This window comes from Streptomyces sp. NBC_01381, from assembly GCF_026340305.1.
Taxonomy (GTDB): domain Bacteria; phylum Actinomycetota; class Actinomycetes; order Streptomycetales; family Streptomycetaceae; genus Streptomyces.
Window position 1 is genome coordinate 357,763 of sequence record NZ_JAPEPI010000003.1, and the last position, 17,105, is coordinate 374,867.

Here is a 17,105-nt window from a genome sequence, read left to right on the forward strand (position 1 = left end):
GCCCGAGCCTCCGGGAGAGGACACCCCCCACATGCCCGTCCCTCATATACGTCGCTGGAAACCCCTCGCGATGACGGCCGCCGCGCTTCTCGTCGGGATCACCGTCCCGGCCGCCGCCGACGCCGCGACCTCGGCCCCCACGCCGGGCGCCGCACCCGTCAGCGCCTATGACGACACGTACTACCAGGACGCGCTCGGCAAGACCGGGCCCGAGCTGAAGAGCGCCCTGCACACGATCATCAGCGACCAGACCAAGCTCTCGTACGACCAGGTCTGGGACGCGCTCAAGGTCACCGACGAGGATCCGGCCAACAGCAGCAACGTGCTCCTTCTCTACACCAACCGCTCGCAGAGCAAGGGCAGCAACGGCGGCGACCCGGACCAGTGGAACCGCGAGCACGTGTGGGCCAAGTCCCACGGCGACTTCGGCACCGCGACGGGACCCGGCACCGACATCCACCACCTGCGTCCCGAGGACGTGTCGGTCAACAGCACGCGCGGCAACAAGGACTTCGACAACGGCGGCAGCGCGGTCGGCGAGGCGCCCGGCAACTTCACGGACTCCGACTCCTTCGAGCCCCGTGACGCCGTCAAGGGCGATGTGGCCCGCATGATCCTGTACATGGCCGTGCGCTACGACGGCGAGGACGGCTTCGCCGACCTCGAGCCCAACGACAAGGTCGACAACGGCAGCGCGCCCGCCATCGGGCGGCTCTCCGTGCTCAAGCAGTGGAGCGACGAGGACCCGCCGGACGCGTTCGAGAAGAACCGCAACGACGTCATCTTCGACCAGTTCCAGCACAACCGGAACCCGTTCATCGATCACCCCGAGTGGGTCGAAGCGATCTGGTGAACCCCTGCCGATGTGGGGCGGTGCGCGGGCCCGGCTCCCGGAGCACGCGCCACCGCCCCACTTCGGCTGACGTGGCGTCAGGAGACCACGTCTGCCAGCGGTTTGCCCTCCAGGTGACCCGCCACGTTCTGGATCGCGGCGAGGCCGATGCGGACCAGCGTCTCGCGCGTGACGCCCGCGACATGCGGGGAGAGCACCACGTTCGGCGCCTTGAGCAGCCGCAGAGCGGCGGTGGGCGGCTCCGGGTCGAACACGTCGATGCCCGCCCCGGCCAGCGTGCCGGCCGTGAGCGCGTCGGCGAGGGCGTCCTGGTCGATGAGCGCGCCGCGGGCCGTGTTGACGACGAAGGCCGTCGGCTTCAGGAGGGCGAGGCGCTCGGCGTCCAGGAGGTGGCGTGTCTTGTCGTTCAGCGGGGCGTGCAGGGTTACGTAGTCGGATGTACGCAGGAGCTCATCGAGCTCGACGTGACGCGCGCCGCCGAGGCGGGCCTCCGTCTCCGCGCCCACCGAGCTCGGTCCGGCGTAGACGATGGACATGTCGAACACGACCGCGCGGCGCGCGACTTCCTCGCCGATGTGGCCGAGCCCCACGATGCCCAGCGTCTTGCCGGACAGCTCCGTGATGGACTGCTGAAGGCGGGGCAGCGCCCAGTCGGCCTCGGTCAGCGCGGTGTGCGCCGGGATCAGCTGCTTGGCCAGGGCCAGCATGAGGGCGAAGGTCTGCTCGGCGACGTTCTGCTTCTCGGCGCCGCTGGAGCCGATCGAGCAGACGGCTACGGAACGGGCGCGGGCCGCGTCCAGATCGACGTAGTCGAAGCCGTGGCTCGCGCACTGGATGACCTCGAGGCCGGGTGCCGCCGCGATGTGCTCGGCGGTCACGGGAGCCAGGCCCGTGACGATGATGTGCGCCTCGCGGAGGGCCGCTGGGTCCTCGTCGGCCGCCTCCACGACGGTGACGTGGGCCGACGGGGGAAGGAGCCCGGCGAGTGCCCCTCCGGCGGCGCGGCCGCCCACGTGCGGCGAGACGATGGCCAGGACGTTCTTCACGGCGGTCATGCGGTCTCCTCGATCAGGTCGTCGGGGGTGAGGGATGCGGGCCCGGCGTGCCCGGACAGGGCCAGCGTGAGGTCGAGCTCGGCGAGCAGACAGCGGATCACGTGGTCGACGCCCGCCTGGCCGTCCAGGCCGAGGCCATAGGCGTACGGCCGTCCCACCAGTACGGACTTGGCGCCCAGTGCGAGCGCCTTGAAGATGTCGTCACCGGTGCGGATCCCGCTGTCGAACAGCACGGTGAGCCGGTCGCCGACCGCCTCCACCACGCGCGGCAGGGCGTCGGCGGCCGCCACGGAGCCCGCGACCTGGCGGCCGCCGTGGTTGGAGACCACCACGCCGTCCATGCCCACGTCGGCGGCGCGGCGCGCGTCGTCCGGGTGCAGGATGCCCTTCAGGACGATCGGTCCGTCCCAGTTCTCCCGCAGGAACTGCAGGTCGGGCCAGGTCTTCGCGGGGTCCGCGAACATGCCCACGAAATGCATCACGGCCGCGTTCGGGTCCTCGTGCACCGGCTTGGCGAGGCCCGCCTGGAACGCCGGGTCGCTGAAGTAGTTGGCGGTGCCCACGCCGTGCAGGAAGGGCAGGTACGCCTGGTCGAGATCGCGCGGCCGCCAAGCGAGCAGCGGGGTGTCGAGCGTGACGAACAGCGCGGTGAACCCGGCGGCCTTCGCCCGGTCCAGGAAGCTCTTGGTGACGTCACGGTCCTTGGCCCAGTACAGCTGGAACCACCGCTGCGCGTCGCCCATCTCCTTGGCGACCTGCTCCATCGGCGTGCTGGACGCCGAGGACAGGATGTAGGGCACGCCACGGGCCGCGGCCGCGCGGGCGGCGGCGGACTCGCCCTCCGGGTGCATGATCGACAGGACGCCGACGGGCGCGAGGGCGAGCGGGGCGGGCAGTTGGTGCCCGAGCACCTCCACGGACAGATCACGTTCGTGTACGTCGCGCAGCATGCGCGGCACGATCCGGCGCCGCTCGAGCGCCTCGCGGTTGGCGCGGGCGGTGCTGCCGTTGCCGGCGCTGCCCGCGACATAGCCGACGGGGCCGGGCCCGAGCCGCTGCCCGGTCAGCTCCTCCAGGCGGGTCAGATCGGTGGGCAGGCGGGGCACCGCCCCGGTCATGCCGTTGAGATAGATCTCGTACTGGAAGTCCGCCCAGTGCGGCGAAGGCGTCATGTGGTGGGTCCCGTCCGGTGTCCGTCGGTGTCCGTGAGACTGCGCGCTGTCTACCCGTCGATCCTTGCCACAGTGACAAGCGCCGTCCATGCCCGTACGCACCTTTTTCCGATGGGACCATCACCCTGTGACAAACAAGCACCCCGTGACAAACAAGCGCGAACGCGTCCGGCAGGAGCTGCTGTCCGACCCCCGGCTTGTCGAGGCCGTCGTCGACGCGGTGCACGAGCAGGTTCCGGCGTACACCGCCCTCGACGGCAGCCGGTTCCCCGAGGTGCGCGCCATCGCGGCCTGGGCGAACGACCGGCTGCTCGATCACTGGGTGACGGGCGGCGCGATCGACGCGGCCGATCTGCGGCGCTTCCGGGGGATCGCGGCGGCACGGGCGGCGGACGGCCGCCCCTTGCAGGCCGTGCTGCGCGCCTACCGGGTCGCGGCGGCGGTGCTCGCCGACGAGGTGGCCGCCCGCGCCCCGCAGCTGTCCGCGAAGGACGCCTTCGCCCTCACCCGACTGCTGCTCACCGCCATGGACACGCTGTCCGAGGAGATGACCGCGGCGTACGCGGACACCAGCCAGCGCCTCACGGGTGACCGCGACCGTGCGCTGCAGTTGCTGCTCGACGACCTGATCGCAGGCCGCCACGCGTCGCTCGGCGCGCTGACGGACCGGGCGACGCGCCTGGGTATCCAACTCCCGGAGCGCTACTGCCTGTTGGTGGCCGAACCGGTGGACGCCGCGCCCCAGGACGGCGGCGCCTCCGACCTCTCCCTGCACACATCGACGGCCCTCCTTACGGCCCTCGGCGCCGACCGGGCCCGGGAGACCTCACTGGCGACGACCCATGGCTCGCGTGCCGTCCTGCTCCTCCCGACGGCCGCCACCGACGCCGTACCAGCCGTCCTACGCGGACACGGCTGGCGCGGCTGCGTCATCTCGGGCGAGAGCCTGGACCGGGTCGCGGTCGCGCACCGTCTGGCCGCCGGCGCCCTGGACTCCGCTCCCCCGCACGCGCACCGCCCCGACCGCGTCCTGACCGACGCCGACGCCCACGTCCTCGCGCTCCTGGCCGGGCACCCCGTGACGAGCCCCGACCGGATCGGCCGCATCGTCCTCGGCCCCCTGGTCGACCGCGCCCAGCGCCACCTCCTGGAGGCGCTCACCGCGTACATCGACACCGGATCCGCCAACGCCGCCGCCCGCGAACTCCACCTGCACCCGCAGTCCGTCCGCTATCGCCTGCGCCGCGTCCACGACATCACGTCCCGCGACCCCCGCGATCCTTGGCAGCGCCTCACCCTGGACATCGCCCGCACGATCGCCCTCGGGGGCCGGAACGGATAGGGCTGCCTCAGCCCTGTCGCGCCGAGGCGTCTCGCCGGGGTCGAGGCCGCCGCCGGGCATGGCCCAGTGCGCTTTGCCCGTGCCCCTGCCGGCGGCTGCCGTGCCGGGAACATTCGTCCAAGACCGTCGCTCCGGCCTCGGCGATAGTTGGTGGTGCGCGCCGCGGCCACTCCGGTCATCGAGTCCTGTCGGCGCACCGCAAGCGGCTTGAGCCGTACGACGTCCGGGAGGTAGCCCCCAGTGAAGAGCGAGGTCGCAGCCGGCTGGGAGATGGCCGTACCTGTCGGCGGCGCCCGGATCGCGGGTGTCCAAGTGGCGGCGTTCCGGGACCGTTCGGGGATCGGCCTCGACATGCGGGCGCTTCCGCAGCCCGTCGTGACGGTCGTGCTCGGGTTCGCGGACGACATGCTGACGGTCGACGGCGTCACCGGGCGGCAGACGCTCGGGGGCCTGGTCGCCGCCCAGTTCCCGGGTCCCACCCGCATTCGCGGTGAGCGGGTGGAGTGCGTCGAGCTGCATCTGTCACCGGTGGTCGCGTCCGGTCTGCTGGGCGTCGCCCCGTCCGAACTGAACGGGGCGGTGACCGACGTGGACGACGTATGGGGACGCCAAGCGCAGCTGCTGCGGGAGCAGTTGGCGGCCGCGGCGACATGGCCGCAACGCTTCGCCCTGGTCGACGCGTTTCTGGACGGCCGCCTTGCGAGACCACCATCGATCGACCCGGAGGTGGCTGCCGGCTGGGAGCACATCGTCAGGCGGCGCGGCCGGATCCGGGTCAACGACCTCGCCGCGTCCTGCGGTTGGAGCCGCAAGCGGCTCTGGTCCAGGTTCAGCGCCCAGCTCGGCCTCACGCCCAAGCGGGCCGCGATGCTGGTCCGGTTCGACCACGCCGTCGCCGGTCTGCGCGCGGGCAAGGACCCCACCGAGGTCGCCATGGCCTGCGGCTATGTCGACCAGTCCCATCTGCACCGCGATGTGCTGGCGTTCGCCGGGTGTACGCCCGGCGCGCTGAGCGACGCGATCGAGAGGAATCAACGATGACGACGACGAACGACAAGACGAACAACGACAGGACGCACGCCGACGAGAGCGAGTATGAGCTGGTCGAACGGCTCGTGTTCGGCAGCATGGCCGCGCAGACGGTCCGCGCGGCCGCCCGGTTGAAGGTGATGGAGCTGATCGGCGACAAGGAGCGGTCGGCGGCCGAGATCGCCGCCGACGCCGGAGCGAGCACCCGGCCCATGACCCGACTGCTGCGCGCCCTGACCAGCCTGGGCCTGCTGCGCGAACACACCGCGGGTTCCTTCTCGGTGACCCCCGCGGGCGCGCTCCTGGACCCGACGCGGCCCGACTCGCTCAGCGCACTGGTGGGGATGTTCACCGAACCGACGATGCTGCGTGCCTGGGAGCACCTGGACGACAGTGTGCGAACCGGTGACATCGCGTTCGACGCGGTCTTCGGCAAGGACTTCTTCAGCCATCTCAAGGAACTCCCCGCGTTGTCGGCCGAGTTCAACGCGGCCATGAGCCAGGCCGCCACGGCGACGGCCGCCGCACTGCCGCTCGCCTTCGACTTCGGCCCGTTCACCACGGTCACCGACGTCGGGGGCGGCGACGGCACCCTGCTCGGCGGCGTGCTCAGCGCGCATCCGGCCCTCAAGGGCGTCATCTACGACACCCAGGAGGGCCTGGCCCAGGCGCCGACGACGCTGGAGCGGCAGGGGCTCACGGGGCGCTGCTCCCTGGTGGCGGGAGACTTCTTCCGCTCGGTGCCCGAAGGCGCCGACCTGTACCTGATGAAGAGCATCCTGCACGACTGGACGGACGACCAGGCGGTCACGATCCTGACCCACTGCCGCGAGGTGCTGCCGCCGGCCGGACGCGTACTGATCGTGGAGCCCGTGCTGCCCGAGGTCGTCGACCCCGAGACCGCCGGGCTCACCTACCTCACCGACCTCAACATGCTGGTGAACGTGGGCGGCAGGGAACGCACCCGCGCCGACTTCGAGGACGTGTGCCACAGGGCGGGGCTGTCCCTGACCTCGGTGACCCCGCTGACACAGGCGCCACCGTTCTGCCTCATCGAGGCGACCGCCGCGCCCCGTCAGGCGGGTGCCCCCGCGGAGCGGGGCGCCGAGCCCTTCAGCGCAGTGGTGTCGACGTACCTCAGCTCATAGACGCGCTCCATGAACTTCCAGCCGTCCGAGGTGCGTTGATAACGGTCGTGGTACACGGCGTGGTTCGCGTGCGAGCTGCCGTCGCGCAAGGTCCCGAACTCCGCGATGTACGCACGGCCCGCCGCACTGTCGCCCTCGACCTGGATCGTGCCCGGGTGCACGGTCTGCACGAAGTAGTTCCAGTTGGCCTGCAGACGCTCGATCCCGGCACGGATCTCCTCCCGGCCGACCAGCGCGATGCCGCCGTCGGGGATCCGCAGCGCTCCGTCCTGTGTGAACAGCGCCGCGAAGCGGTCGTAGTCGTGCATCATCCCGGCGTCGGTGAACTCGCCTCGCAGCGCCTCGATCTCGAAGCGATCCACGATGCTCTGAAGGTTGCTCATGATTTCCTTCCTCCTCAGGTTCTCGCCCCCCGACGGACCGACGAGACAGGCCCGAGGAGTGTGAGGTGGGGCAGCCGCACCCACTCCCCTTCGCCTGCCGTCAACCCCCTGTCTGTGCCAGGCTGTTCGGCACCACGACGGTCAGTACGGGGGACACGGACACGGCATGGAGTACGGGGGAAGCAGTCATCGGCGGCTGTGGCTCGCCCTCATGGCCGCCGGTGCCGTACTGGTGGTCGGCGCGATCGTGTGGGCCGCGAGCGTCGTCGCCCGGGGCGGCCTCGCGCCGCAGGACACCGCGGGGGTCGTCGGCCTGGTCGTCGGCCTGATCAGTCTGGTCGCCGCGGTCGCGGCGCTGCGGCACCGGGCGGGCCAGGAGCCCGATCCCGCACAGGCGGCCGAGCGGCTGCTGCACCGGGTCCATGCGGCCGAGGGCCGCCAGTGGCGCCAACTCCTGGGCGGTGACCGCGTCTTCATCGATCTCGGCTACGACGTGGCGGGCAACGGCGCCCGCGGCTCACGGCCCCCGCAGGACCTGGCGGGCCGCCTGTCCAGGGTCGCCGATGACTACCGCGCCACCGACGACCGGCGTCTGGTGATCACGGGTGCCCCCGGCGCCGGCAAGACGGTCCTCGCGCTCGCCCTGCTGCTCGAACTGACCCGGCAGGGCGGCCGGGAGCCGGTCCCGGTGCGCCTCTCGCTGTCCGGGTGGAATCCTCAGGTCGACTTCGAGGACTGGCTGGTGCAGCGCCTCGTACAGGACTACGACCGGGAGCCGCGGGTGGCCCGCGATCTGGTGGCCCAGCGCAGGATCCTGCCGATCCTCGACGGTCTCGACGAGATGGACGACGCCCTGCACCCGCACACCGACGTCACCAACTCCCGCGCGGCGGCGGGCGTCGAGCGGCTCGACGCCTACCAGAACGGCACCCGGGGACTGCCCCTGGTGGTGACCTGCCGGACCGACTGGTACGAACGCCTGGAGCAGGTCGGCCGCGGGGTGCCGGACGCCCTGCGCATCGAGATCCGCCCGGTCACGGTCACCGCCGCGCGCGCCTACCTGGAGGCCCGCTCCCCGCAGCGGCCGGACCGCTGGGGCACCGTCCTGCGCGCCTCGACCGAGGCGTCCGGCACCGCGGTGTTCCTGACCCGTGCGATGTCCACGCCCTGGCGGCTGACGCTTGCGGCGACCGCGTACGCCGACGCGGGCGACCCGCAGGAACTGCTGCGCCACCACGACCAGGTATCCCTCGACAAGGAGCTGCTCGGCCGGTACATCCCGGCCGCCGTGCGGCTGCATCCCCGCGCGGCCGGACCCTACCGGCCGGAGCACGTGCACCACTGGCTGCGCCAACTCGCCCTGCACAGCGAGCGACAGGCCGCCGTGACGGCGCAGGCAGGCCTCGTCCCGCACCAGCTGTGGCCGCTCGCCGGGCCCTGGACCGTGCGGATCGCCGACGCGCTGCTCACCTCCTTCGTCATTCTCAGCGGGGCCGGCGCCCTGCTCATGCGGTCGGACTCCGGGCTCGATCCGCGTGATCTGCCGACGGCCTTCGCCTTCGCGGGCCTGGTCCTCGTCCTGCTCGCCCGGGTGGGCAGGGGGCGGGTCTCGCTGTCCCCCGGCGGGAAGCTCCGCCGTCTGCACACCCAGCACGAACGGCAGTTGCTGCTGCACCGGCTGCGGGGCGCCGCGGTGCTCGTCCTCGCGATCGTCATCGTGCAGTGGGTGGCGTCCGGGCTCGTCGCCGTGGTGATCGCGGTCCTCACCGCGGGTCTCGTCCTCACGCTGGTCTCCGAGTTCACCGCCGCGAGCAGGGATCACGAACCCCAGCACAAGACCCATCCACGGCAGCTGCTGCGCGACGACCTCAACTCGGCGCTCACGTACTCGGCGCTCTTCGCGGTCTGTTTCGGCACGGTCGTCGGCTACAGCAGCGGCGACCACGCGATCGGCCTGGGCGCGGGCACCGTCGGCGGGCTCGCCTGCGGCATGGTCTGGTGGAGCGAGGCCAGCCGCCGCTACCTGGTCTTCGTCCTGTGCGCCCGGGCCCGCGGGCGGCTGCCGTGGCGGCTCATGCGCTTTCTGGACTGGGCGTACGAGGCGGGGCTCCTGCGCGTATCGGGCCACGCCTACCAGTTCCGCCACCACGAACTGCGGGCCTGGCTGTTGCGCACCCCGTCGCCGCCGCCCGAAAGCGAGGGCGGAGGCCGCTGACGCCGCGCGGCCTCCCTGCCTCCCGGCCTCCCGGAATACGGCCGTGTCACCCCACAGGAGCCCTCACACCGCATCGCCGACGTCTGCGAGGCCCACGGGGTGACGCTGCCGCAGGTGACGATGGCCTTTCCGCTGCGGCATCCCGTGGTCGCCGGGATCGTGGTCGGGATGCGCTCCGCCGACGAGGTACGGCGCAACGTGGCGGCGTTCGGGGCCGCGATCCCGGACCAGGTGTGGGCTGATCTGCGGGCGGAGGGGCTCCTCGACGAGACGGAGGCCGCGAGGACGGAGACGCCGCGCTCGGCGCAGGCGGGCAACAGCTCGTCCAGGGCGCCGTGTTGGAGGAGGGTGTAGTGGCCGGACTGCATCACGACGTCCACGTCGGTCTCGCGGACGAGCCGGGTCAGCCGGGCGGTGTCGTACATGCCGGCGCCGATCGCGCCGATCACGCCCTGGTCCCGCAGTTCGGCGAGCGCGGGGTAGCCCGTGCGCAGCGCGGCGTCGAAGTGGAGTTCCGCGTCGTGCAGGAGCAGCACGTCGATCCGGTCGACGCCCATGCGCGTCAGGGAGTCCTGGACGCTGCGCAGGATGCCGTCGCGGGAGAAGTCCCAGACGCGGTGGTGCGTGGCGGGCACCTGGAACCCCTCATCGGTGCGGCCCGCAGGGTCCTGCGGGACGAGCAGCCTGCCGACCTTCGTCGAGAGCGTGAACTCGCCTCGCGGCTTGCGGCTCAGCAGATCGCCGGTCCGGCGTTCGGAGTGCCCGATGCCGTAGTGGGGTGAGGTGTCGAAGTAGCGGATGCCGCTGTCCCAGGCCGCCGCGAGGGCGCCTGCCGCGGTGGCGTCGTCGAGCGGCTCGAAGAGTCCGCCGAGCGGCCCGCCGCCGAAGCCGAGCTCGGTGACCTCCACCGTGCCGCGTCCGAGTCGGTTCGACTTCAGCCTCAACTCCACGGTGCCTCCGGCGTCTTGAAACAGGTGACGGCCGCAGCAAGCCTGCCCCGGCCGTCACCCCGGTTCAACCGGATTCACCAGATGCGTACGCGCTCCGCGTGGTCCAGCCAGAGCCCGTCGCCGTCCGCCGTCCCGAACGCCTCGTGGAACTCGTCGAGGTTGCGGACGATGTTGGCCCGGAACTCCGGCGGCGAGTGCGGGTCGATGGTGAGGTACTGCTGCTCCTGCTCCTTGCGGCGCTTGGTGCGCCAGCAGTAGGCCCAGTTCATGAAGAGCCGCTGGGAGCCTGTCGTACCGTCGGTCGTAGGCATCGGGCCGCCGTCGAGCGCGATCTTGTACGCCGTGTGGCCGATGGTCAGGCCGCCCAGGTCGCCGATGTTCTCGCCGACCGTCAGGGAGCCGTTGACGAACTCGCCGGGCAGGTTGCGGGGCGAGAAGCCGTCGTACTGCTTGACCAGGGCCTTCGACTTGGCCTCGAAGGCGGTCTTGTCGTCGGCGGTCCACCAGTCGTTGAGGTTGCCCGCGCCGTCGTACTGCGCGCCCTGGTCGTCGAAGCCGTGGCCGATCTCGTGGCCGATGACCGAGCCGATGCCGCCGTAGTTCTCGGCGGGGTCGGCGTCGGGCGAGAAGAACGGCTTCTGCAGAATGCCCGCGGGGAAGCAGATCTCGTTGGTGCCCGGGTTGTAGTACGCGTTGACCGTCTGCGGCAGCATGAACCACTCGTCGCGGTCGACCGGCGCGCCGATCTTGGCGAGCTGCCGGTCGGACTCGAAGGCGGCCGCCGCGTGCGCGTTGCCGAGGAGGTCGTCGGCGGAGACCGCGAGAGCCGAGTAGTCGCGGAAGGTGTCCGGGTAGCCGATCTTGGGGCGGAACGTGGCGAGCTTCTCGTACGCGCGCTCCTTCGTCTCGTCCGTCATCCAGTCGAGCCGGGCGATCGACTGGCGGTAGGCCTCAAGGAGGTTGGCGACGAGGTCGTCCATCATCGCCTTGGAGGACGGCGGGAAGTGCCGGGCCACGTACTCCTTGCCGACGGCCTCGCCGATGGAGCCCTCGACGAACGCGACGGCCCGCTTCCACCGGGCGCGCAGCTCCGGGGTGCCGTTGAGGGTGCGGCCGTAGAACTCGAAGTTGTTCTGGACGAAGTCGTCCGTGAGGTACGGCGCGCTGCTGCTGAGCACCCGGGTCAGCACCCAGTCCCGCCACTGCTCGATCGGCACCTCGTCCAGGACCGCGGACAGGTGACGGAAGTAGGACGGCTGACGGACGCACGTCTCGGCGATGGCGGCGTCCGAGCCACCGAGCCCCTCGGCATAGGCGCACCAGTCGAAGTGCGGTGCCAGGGTGATCAGTTCGTGCAGAGCGAGGAGGTTGTACGTCTTCTGTACGTCACGGGTCTCGGCCCGCTCCCAGTGGCCTGCGGCAAGACGGGTCTCCAGGGCGAGGACCGTCTGCGCGGCCTCGGCGGGCGCGGCGTGCCGCCCGAGCGTGAGCAGTTCGGTGAGGTGGGCGACGTACTTCTCGCGGATGTCGGCGAACTTGTCGTCGCGGTAGTACGACTCGTCCGGCAGGCCGATGCCGCCCTGGAGGATGTTGAAGAGGTAGCGGTCGGAGTCGCGGTCGTCCGTGTCGATGTACGAGCCGAAGAGGCCGGAGCCGCCGACGCGCTCGAAGCGGCCGAGGAACGCCGCGAGCTCCCGGGTGTCCCGAAGGCCCGCGACCTCGTCGATCAGGGGCTGCACCGGGGCGAGCCCACCGGCGGCGATGGCCTCCTCGTCCATGAAGGAGGCGTACAGCGTGGCGATCTTGTGGGCGTCCTCGGATCCTGCGCCGTCCGAGGCGGCGGACGCCAGCTCCTGGATGATCACCTTCACTTGTTCCTCGGCCGTGTCGACCAACTGCACAAAGGGGCCCCAGCTGGAGCGATCATCGGGGATCGGCTCGTTCTCCAGCCAGTGACCGTTGACATGGCCGAACAGGTCGTCCTGCGGCCGGATCTCAGGGTTCATGCCCGCGCGGGCGTCATCCAGCATGCTCATTCACGCACCCTACGCGGACTACGGGCCCCGGCACGATCGGCTTCCGTGACGCGAGTTGGTATGGACATGACCGCAGAGTCACTCCTACACTCCGCCTGAACTCATCGTGAGAGCGCTCTCATCACCTCTGTTCCTCCCTGTTCCTCCCCCACCCGTTGGAACGACAGAAGGGCACCACCATGAGACGCAGAACCGCGGCCCGCGCCGGCCTCTCCTCCTTACTCCTGATCGGCTCGTGGGCGAGCATCGCGCTCGCCCCCGCCGCCGACGCCGCGCCCAAGCCCGCCGCCGCCCCCGCGTCGGCAGGCATGCTCACCGCACTGCAGGACGACCTCGGCCTCACACCGGGCCAGGCGCGCGAGCGCCTCGCCGACGAGAAGGCCGCCATCGCCGTCGACCGCACGGCGCGGCGCACCGCCGGATCGACGTACGGCGGCTCCTGGTACGACGCCGGCACCGGCAAGTTGACGGTCGCGACCACCAGCACCCGGAAGGCATCGGCCCTGCGGGAGACCGGCGCGGCGGTCCGCATCGTCCGCCACAGCGCGACGGAGCTGGACGCCGCCAAGCAACGGATCGACAAGCTGTCCGCGCCCTCAGGGGTCAGCAGCTGGCACGTCGCGCCCCGCGGCAACACAGTCGTCGTGAACGTCGTCGCCGCTCAAAAGGACGACAACGATGTCCGGCGCTTCGTCGACAAGGCCCGCCGCGCAGGCCCGGTCCAGGTCGAGACGGTCGGCGCCGCGCCGACCACTTTCGCCGCCGGGACCGTGGGCGGCGACCCCTATTACACGGGCAACGTCCGCTGCTCGATCGGCTTCTCGGTGCACGGCGGCTTCGTCACCGCGGGCCACTGCGGGCAGGCCGGGGCCGCGGTGCGCGGCTGGGACGGCTCGGGCATCGGCAGCTTCCAGGGCTCCTCCTTCCCCGGTGACGACTACGCGTACGTCAGCGTCGGCAACGGCTGGTGGACCGTCCCTGTGGTGCTCGGCTGGGGCACCGTCCCCGACCAGTTGGTGCGCGGTTCGGCCGAAGCGCCGGTGGGGGCGTCGGTCTGCCGCTCCGGTTCCACCACGCACTGGCACTGCGGCACCGTCCTGGCGAAGAACGAGACCGTCAACTACAGCCAGGGCGCCGTCCACCAGATGACCAAGACCAGCGTCTGCGCCGAACCGGGCGACTCCGGCGGCTCGTTCATCAGCGGCGACCAGGCCCAGGGCGTCACATCGGGCGGCTGGGGCAACTGCAGCGGCGGGGGCGAGACCTGGCACCAGCCGGTCAACGAGATCCTGTCGCGGTACGGGCTCACCCTGCACACCGCCTGACGGTGCGGGACCGCGCCGGGCCCGCGGGAGGGTCCGGCGCGTACACCCCCTCGGTGAGTCCTGACGGCTGGATGGCCCTAACCGGGTTCACCGCGGCCGCCCCGGAGGAAGGACTGCGGCTGCCATATCCACGTACGTACGACAGGTCCGCGGGCCCCCGGTTCACGGACGGACGGAGATCCGCGATGACAGCACGGTCGGCCGGGATCCGGCGCCGCACCCGCATCGGCACGAGACTCCTCGCCATGGTCGCCGTGGGCGCGCTCGGCCTGGGCGCCACGCACGAGAGCGCCTCGGCCGACGGCAAGGCCGCGCCGCGCGACCGGTCGCCGTTCACCGGCCTCGCGGCGCGTCAGGGCCCGGTGCTCGCGGTGAAGTTCGACAACGCGCGGTCGGCAAGGCCGCACACCGGTATCGCGCAGGCGGACATCGTCTACGTGGAGAAGGTCGAGGCCGGCGTGAGCCGGCTGATGGGCGTGTACTCGAGCCGCCTCCCCAAGACCCTCGGTCCGGTGCGCAGCGCCCGGAAGTCCGACGTCGAACTGCTGCGGCAGTTCGGCCGCCCGGCGCTCGCTTACTCGGGGGTGCGCAGCTCGCTCACCAAGATGCTCCGGGAGTCACCGCTGTACACCCGCCCGCACGCCCGCATCCCGAGGGCCTACTTCCGCAGCGCCCGCCGCCCCGCCCCGCACGACCTGTTCGTACGCCCCAAGTCCGTGCTCCGCTCGGCCCCCAAGGCCAGCCTGCCCACCGACATCGGCTTCCGCTTCGGCCCTGCGCCGGCCGGCGGCTCCCCCATGCAGAAGCGCACCGTCCGCTACTCATCGGCGAGCCACACCTTCCGCTGGTCGCCGAGGCAGGGCCGCTGGCTGGCGTCCTTCGACGGGGTCCCGGCCCGCGCCACCTCGGGAGCGCGGCTCGGCGCGAAGACGATCGTCATCCAGTACGTGGACATGCCGCCGTCGCGCTACAAGGACGTCAACGGCGAGGCGACCCCGTACATCAAGACCGTGGGCCGCGGCCGGGCTCTGGTCCTGCGCAACGGCAAGGCGTACAGCACCCGTTGGAAGCGTTCCGACGCCACCGGCGGTACGTCCTTCACGCGTCCCGATGGCTCCCGGATGCCGTTCGCCCGCGGCCAGGTCTGGATGGTGTACGCGGGCCGCTAACCGCTCATGAGCAGGTGGACAGCGAGCGCGCCGGTCACGGCACTGGCCGCGAGCGCCGTCCACAGCCGCCCCCGGCCGCCGGTCAGCGCCCGGCCGAGGAGCGCTCCGCCGCCCGCGAGCAGCAGCTGCCAGCTCGCGGACGCGACGAAGGCGGCGAGCACGAACGCGGTCTGCGCCGGCCGGTCGAGGGCGGTGCCGGTCCTGCTGCCGAGGACGAGCGCGGCGAAGTAGACGACGGTGACGGGGTTCAGGAGCGTGATCCCGACCAGGCTCAGATAGGCGCGGGCGGGACTGATGGGTGCCGGGGCGGGCCCGGCCCCGTCCGCCGACCGCCGCGCGCGGTGCTGCCGTAGCGCCTTCGCGCCGCCGTGCACCGCGAGCGCGATCAGCACGACGGCCGAGGCCCAGCGCAGCGGATCCATGACCGGTTCGAGTACGCGGGTGAGCGAGGTACCGCCGATCATCGCGATCAGGGCGTACAGACCGTCGGCGGTCGCTATCCCCAACGCGGCGCAGGCACCGGTGCGCAGGGACGTCCGCGCGGTGAGCGCCACGAGATAGGTCCCGACCGCCCCGACCGGCATGGCAATGCCATACCCGGCGAGGGCGCCAGCGACCAGCGCCTCGATCACAGGTGCGCGAGCTCGGGCCTCCGCGGGCGACCGGGCTGCTGCTGGACGCGCACCGGACGGGCGGCGGCGGACAGCGGCAGGGCGGCGGTTCTCGCGATCGTGGTCATGCGCGGATTCTGGGGAAGGTGGGAGGGAGGGGCAAGTCCTTTTCGGGGGCGGGGGCGTGGGGTGAGGCCGGGGGGCTGGGGCGCGGCGCGAGGACGGCGGGCGGGGGTGCGGCACGAGGACGGCAGGCGGGGGTGCGGCACGAGGACGGCGGGCGCGGGTGCGGCACGAGAGCACGGCGGGCGCGGGTGCGGCCACGAGAGCACGGCGGGCACGGGTGCGGCCACGAGAGCACGGCGGGCGGCGCCGCACAGGTATCCGCTACAGCGGGGAACAGTGGGCCTCTTGCTCCTGCCGAGCTCGGCGCGTCCTGCTCGCCCGCGTTCCAAGCAGCGGTCTCGGCGTGGGCGATCGGCCTCGGCCAGGGCACCACGCTGGTGCGACGGCCGGGCTGATCACCTCGGAACGTGCAGCTCCCTCAACGGGTCTCCCCCGTCGATGAAGAGCCGCCCCGTGGGGGTCAGCGCGGCGGCGATGCGGGGCAGGGCGCGGGTGCCCGCTTCCGGGTGGCGGCCGTCCAGAGCGCCGACGCGGAACGCGAAGACGAGGTCGAAGGGAGCCTCGCCGGGCTCCGGGACGAAGTCCTCGGCGGCGCACCGGCGTACGGCGAGACGGCCGGACGCGATCTCCGCCGCGCAGGCGATGCGAGCCTGGGCCACCGCCGCGGCGGACCTGTCGATCGCCAGGATGTGCCCGGTGTCCAGCCGCGCCGCGACGGCCCGCGCGGCGGCACCGGGCCCGCAGCCGATCTCCAGGACCCGCAGATGTGGTTCGAGGGGGTGCGCGTCGACGCCCTCGGCGAGGCGTTGCGAGAGCTGTGCCATGCGTCGACAGTACGCACGGAACGGCGGCGGGAAGACGCCTGCGGTCCCTCGGACAACGGGGTGATCCGGGCACCTTCGCACGGCGCGCCCCGCCGCCCACCGGCACCCCACGTCCGATAGTCACACCAGCGCAACAAGGCGAGGAGCATGGAGTGATGCGTCAATGAAGATCCGTATGAGGCACCTGGCTGTTTCCGGCTGCCTGGCCGTGCTGGCCACCACGGGAAGCCTGACGGCAGCAGCAGCCGAAGACGGGACGCCGGCGGCCGGGTCGGCCCTGCATCACACCGGCCAGTCGCAGCCGCAAGGGGCGCAGGTCCGCGATGAATCCCCGTACTGGTACGGGGACGAGCAACTGCCGGGCCACGGACACGAGGGGACCCCGGGCCACGGCCCCGGGGTCCCCTCGGGACCGCGCCCCTCGGACGCGCCTTCGCAGCCGAACACGGGCCACGGGGGCGAAGCCTCGCACACGCCCTCCGCACCCGCACCCACACACACGTCCACATCCAAGCCCACGCCCAAGCCGGGCTCGACGTCGTCGGTGGGCGCTCCCGTCACTCCCCCCGCGGAAACCCCGACTCCGAGGCCGCCCCACACCCCGACACCCTCGACGTCGGACAACGGTGTGCCCACGCAGCCGACGACGACACCCGCCACCAGCACCCCCTCCACCTCCCCCTCCACGCGCCCGCGCCCGCCCGAGCTGGCGGAGGCCGGCGACGCCAGTCTGTGGATGCTCGCCGCCGTCGCGGCCGCGGCCGTGGCCGCCGGAGCGGGCTGCCTCGTACTCGGCCGCCGGGCAGGCCGCTGACGCCGGACGCCAGGACAGGCGTCAGCCCGGTGACCGTGAACGGTCACCGGGCT

General features: G+C 72.0%; 15 protein-coding genes and 1 pseudogene. 9 read left to right on the forward strand and 7 right to left on the reverse strand.

The genetic code is table 11. The features are described from left to right. The first annotated feature begins 31 nt into the window (after positions 1-31). A complete protein-coding gene (locus tag OG453_RS39855) occupies positions 32-853 on the forward strand; it encodes an endonuclease I family protein (RefSeq protein WP_266873603.1) in 822 nt (273 codons plus the stop codon). A gap of 77 nt (positions 854-930) precedes the next feature. Here OG453_RS39855 and OG453_RS39860 read toward each other — a convergent pair whose 3' ends face one another. After that, the gene (locus OG453_RS39860) at positions 931-1,908 is read right to left on the reverse strand and encodes a 2-hydroxyacid dehydrogenase (protein ID WP_266873604.1); all 978 of its coding nucleotides are present in this window, start codon (positions 1,906-1,908) and stop codon (positions 931-933) included. Beyond that, positions 1,905-3,080, reverse strand: coding sequence for a lactate 2-monooxygenase (locus OG453_RS39865; protein ID WP_266873605.1), 1,176 nt, complete (start codon positions 3,078-3,080; stop codon positions 1,905-1,907). Before OG453_RS39865 ends, OG453_RS39860 begins: the two co-directional genes overlap by 4 nt. A gap of 145 nt (positions 3,081-3,225) precedes the next feature. On the opposite strand from OG453_RS39865, the gene OG453_RS39870 reads away from it, so the two are divergent. From OG453_RS39870 to OG453_RS39880, 3 genes are all read left to right on the forward strand, one after another. Continuing rightward, positions 3,226-4,422, forward strand: coding sequence for a CdaR family transcriptional regulator (locus tag OG453_RS39870; protein ID WP_266873606.1), 1,197 nt, complete (start codon positions 3,226-3,228; stop codon positions 4,420-4,422). Positions 4,423-4,662: 240 nt separating this feature from the next. Continuing rightward, a complete protein-coding gene (locus OG453_RS39875) occupies positions 4,663-5,463 on the forward strand; it encodes an AraC family transcriptional regulator (protein ID WP_266873607.1) in 801 nt (266 codons plus the stop codon). Continuing rightward, entirely contained in the window at positions 5,460-6,599 is a 1,140-nt protein-coding gene (locus OG453_RS39880) for a methyltransferase (RefSeq protein ID WP_266873608.1), read from the forward strand. Before OG453_RS39875 ends, OG453_RS39880 begins: the two co-directional genes overlap by 4 nt. Here the strand turns inward: OG453_RS39880 and OG453_RS39885 are convergent. Then, the gene (locus OG453_RS39885; protein WP_266873609.1) at positions 6,527-6,982 is read right to left on the reverse strand and encodes a nuclear transport factor 2 family protein; all 456 of its coding nucleotides are present in this window, start codon (positions 6,980-6,982) and stop codon (positions 6,527-6,529) included. The genes OG453_RS39880 and OG453_RS39885 overlap by 73 nt on opposite strands. Positions 6,983-7,148: 166 nt before the next feature. On the opposite strand from OG453_RS39885, the gene OG453_RS39890 reads away from it, so the two are divergent. Then, positions 7,149-9,197: an NACHT domain-containing NTPase gene (locus OG453_RS39890; RefSeq protein ID WP_266873610.1), complete on the forward strand. Its 2,049-nt coding sequence runs from the start codon at positions 7,149-7,151 to the stop codon at positions 9,195-9,197. Positions 9,198-9,317: 120 nt separating this feature from the next. Next, positions 9,318-9,551: a hypothetical protein gene (locus tag OG453_RS39895; RefSeq protein WP_266873882.1), complete on the forward strand. Its 234-nt coding sequence runs from the start codon at positions 9,318-9,320 to the stop codon at positions 9,549-9,551. On the opposite strand, the pseudogene OG453_RS39900 reads toward OG453_RS39895, so the two are convergent. Next, positions 9,527-10,147 (reverse strand): annotated as a pseudogene (locus OG453_RS39900) (aldo/keto reductase); the annotation flags it as partial. The gene OG453_RS39895 and the pseudogene OG453_RS39900 overlap by 25 nt on opposite strands. Positions 10,148-10,221: 74 nt before the next feature. Continuing rightward, positions 10,222-12,183 (reverse strand): M13 family metallopeptidase, encoded by a 1,962-nt coding sequence (locus tag OG453_RS39905; protein ID WP_266873611.1) that lies wholly within the window; start codon positions 12,181-12,183, stop codon positions 10,222-10,224. Between the two features lie 179 nt (positions 12,184-12,362). Between OG453_RS39905 and OG453_RS39910 the strand changes: the two genes are divergently transcribed. Then, complete coding sequence (locus OG453_RS39910; RefSeq protein WP_266873612.1) at positions 12,363-13,508, forward strand: S1 family peptidase; 1,146 nt, start codon at positions 12,363-12,365, stop codon at positions 13,506-13,508. A gap of 185 nt (positions 13,509-13,693) precedes the next feature. Beyond that, positions 13,694-14,677, forward strand: a complete 984-nt coding sequence (locus OG453_RS39915; protein ID WP_266873613.1) for a DUF3048 domain-containing protein — start codon at positions 13,694-13,696, stop codon at positions 14,675-14,677. Here OG453_RS39915 and OG453_RS39920 read toward each other — a convergent pair. Beyond that, a complete protein-coding gene (locus OG453_RS39920; protein ID WP_266873614.1) occupies positions 14,674-15,309 on the reverse strand; it encodes a LysE family transporter in 636 nt (211 codons plus the stop codon). The genes OG453_RS39915 and OG453_RS39920 overlap by 4 nt on opposite strands. A gap of 500 nt (positions 15,310-15,809) precedes the next feature. Next, the gene (locus OG453_RS39925; RefSeq protein ID WP_266873615.1) at positions 15,810-16,238 is read right to left on the reverse strand and encodes a cyclopropane-fatty-acyl-phospholipid synthase family protein; all 429 of its coding nucleotides are present in this window, start codon (positions 16,236-16,238) and stop codon (positions 15,810-15,812) included. A gap of 163 nt (positions 16,239-16,401) precedes the next feature. Here OG453_RS39925 and OG453_RS39930 point away from each other — a divergent pair, with 163 nt between their 5' ends. Then, positions 16,402-17,052 carry a hypothetical protein gene (locus OG453_RS39930; protein WP_266873616.1) on the forward strand — a complete coding sequence of 217 codons (651 nt, stop codon included), beginning with the start codon at positions 16,402-16,404 and terminating at the stop codon, positions 17,050-17,052. Positions 17,053-17,105: the final 53 nt, after the last annotated feature.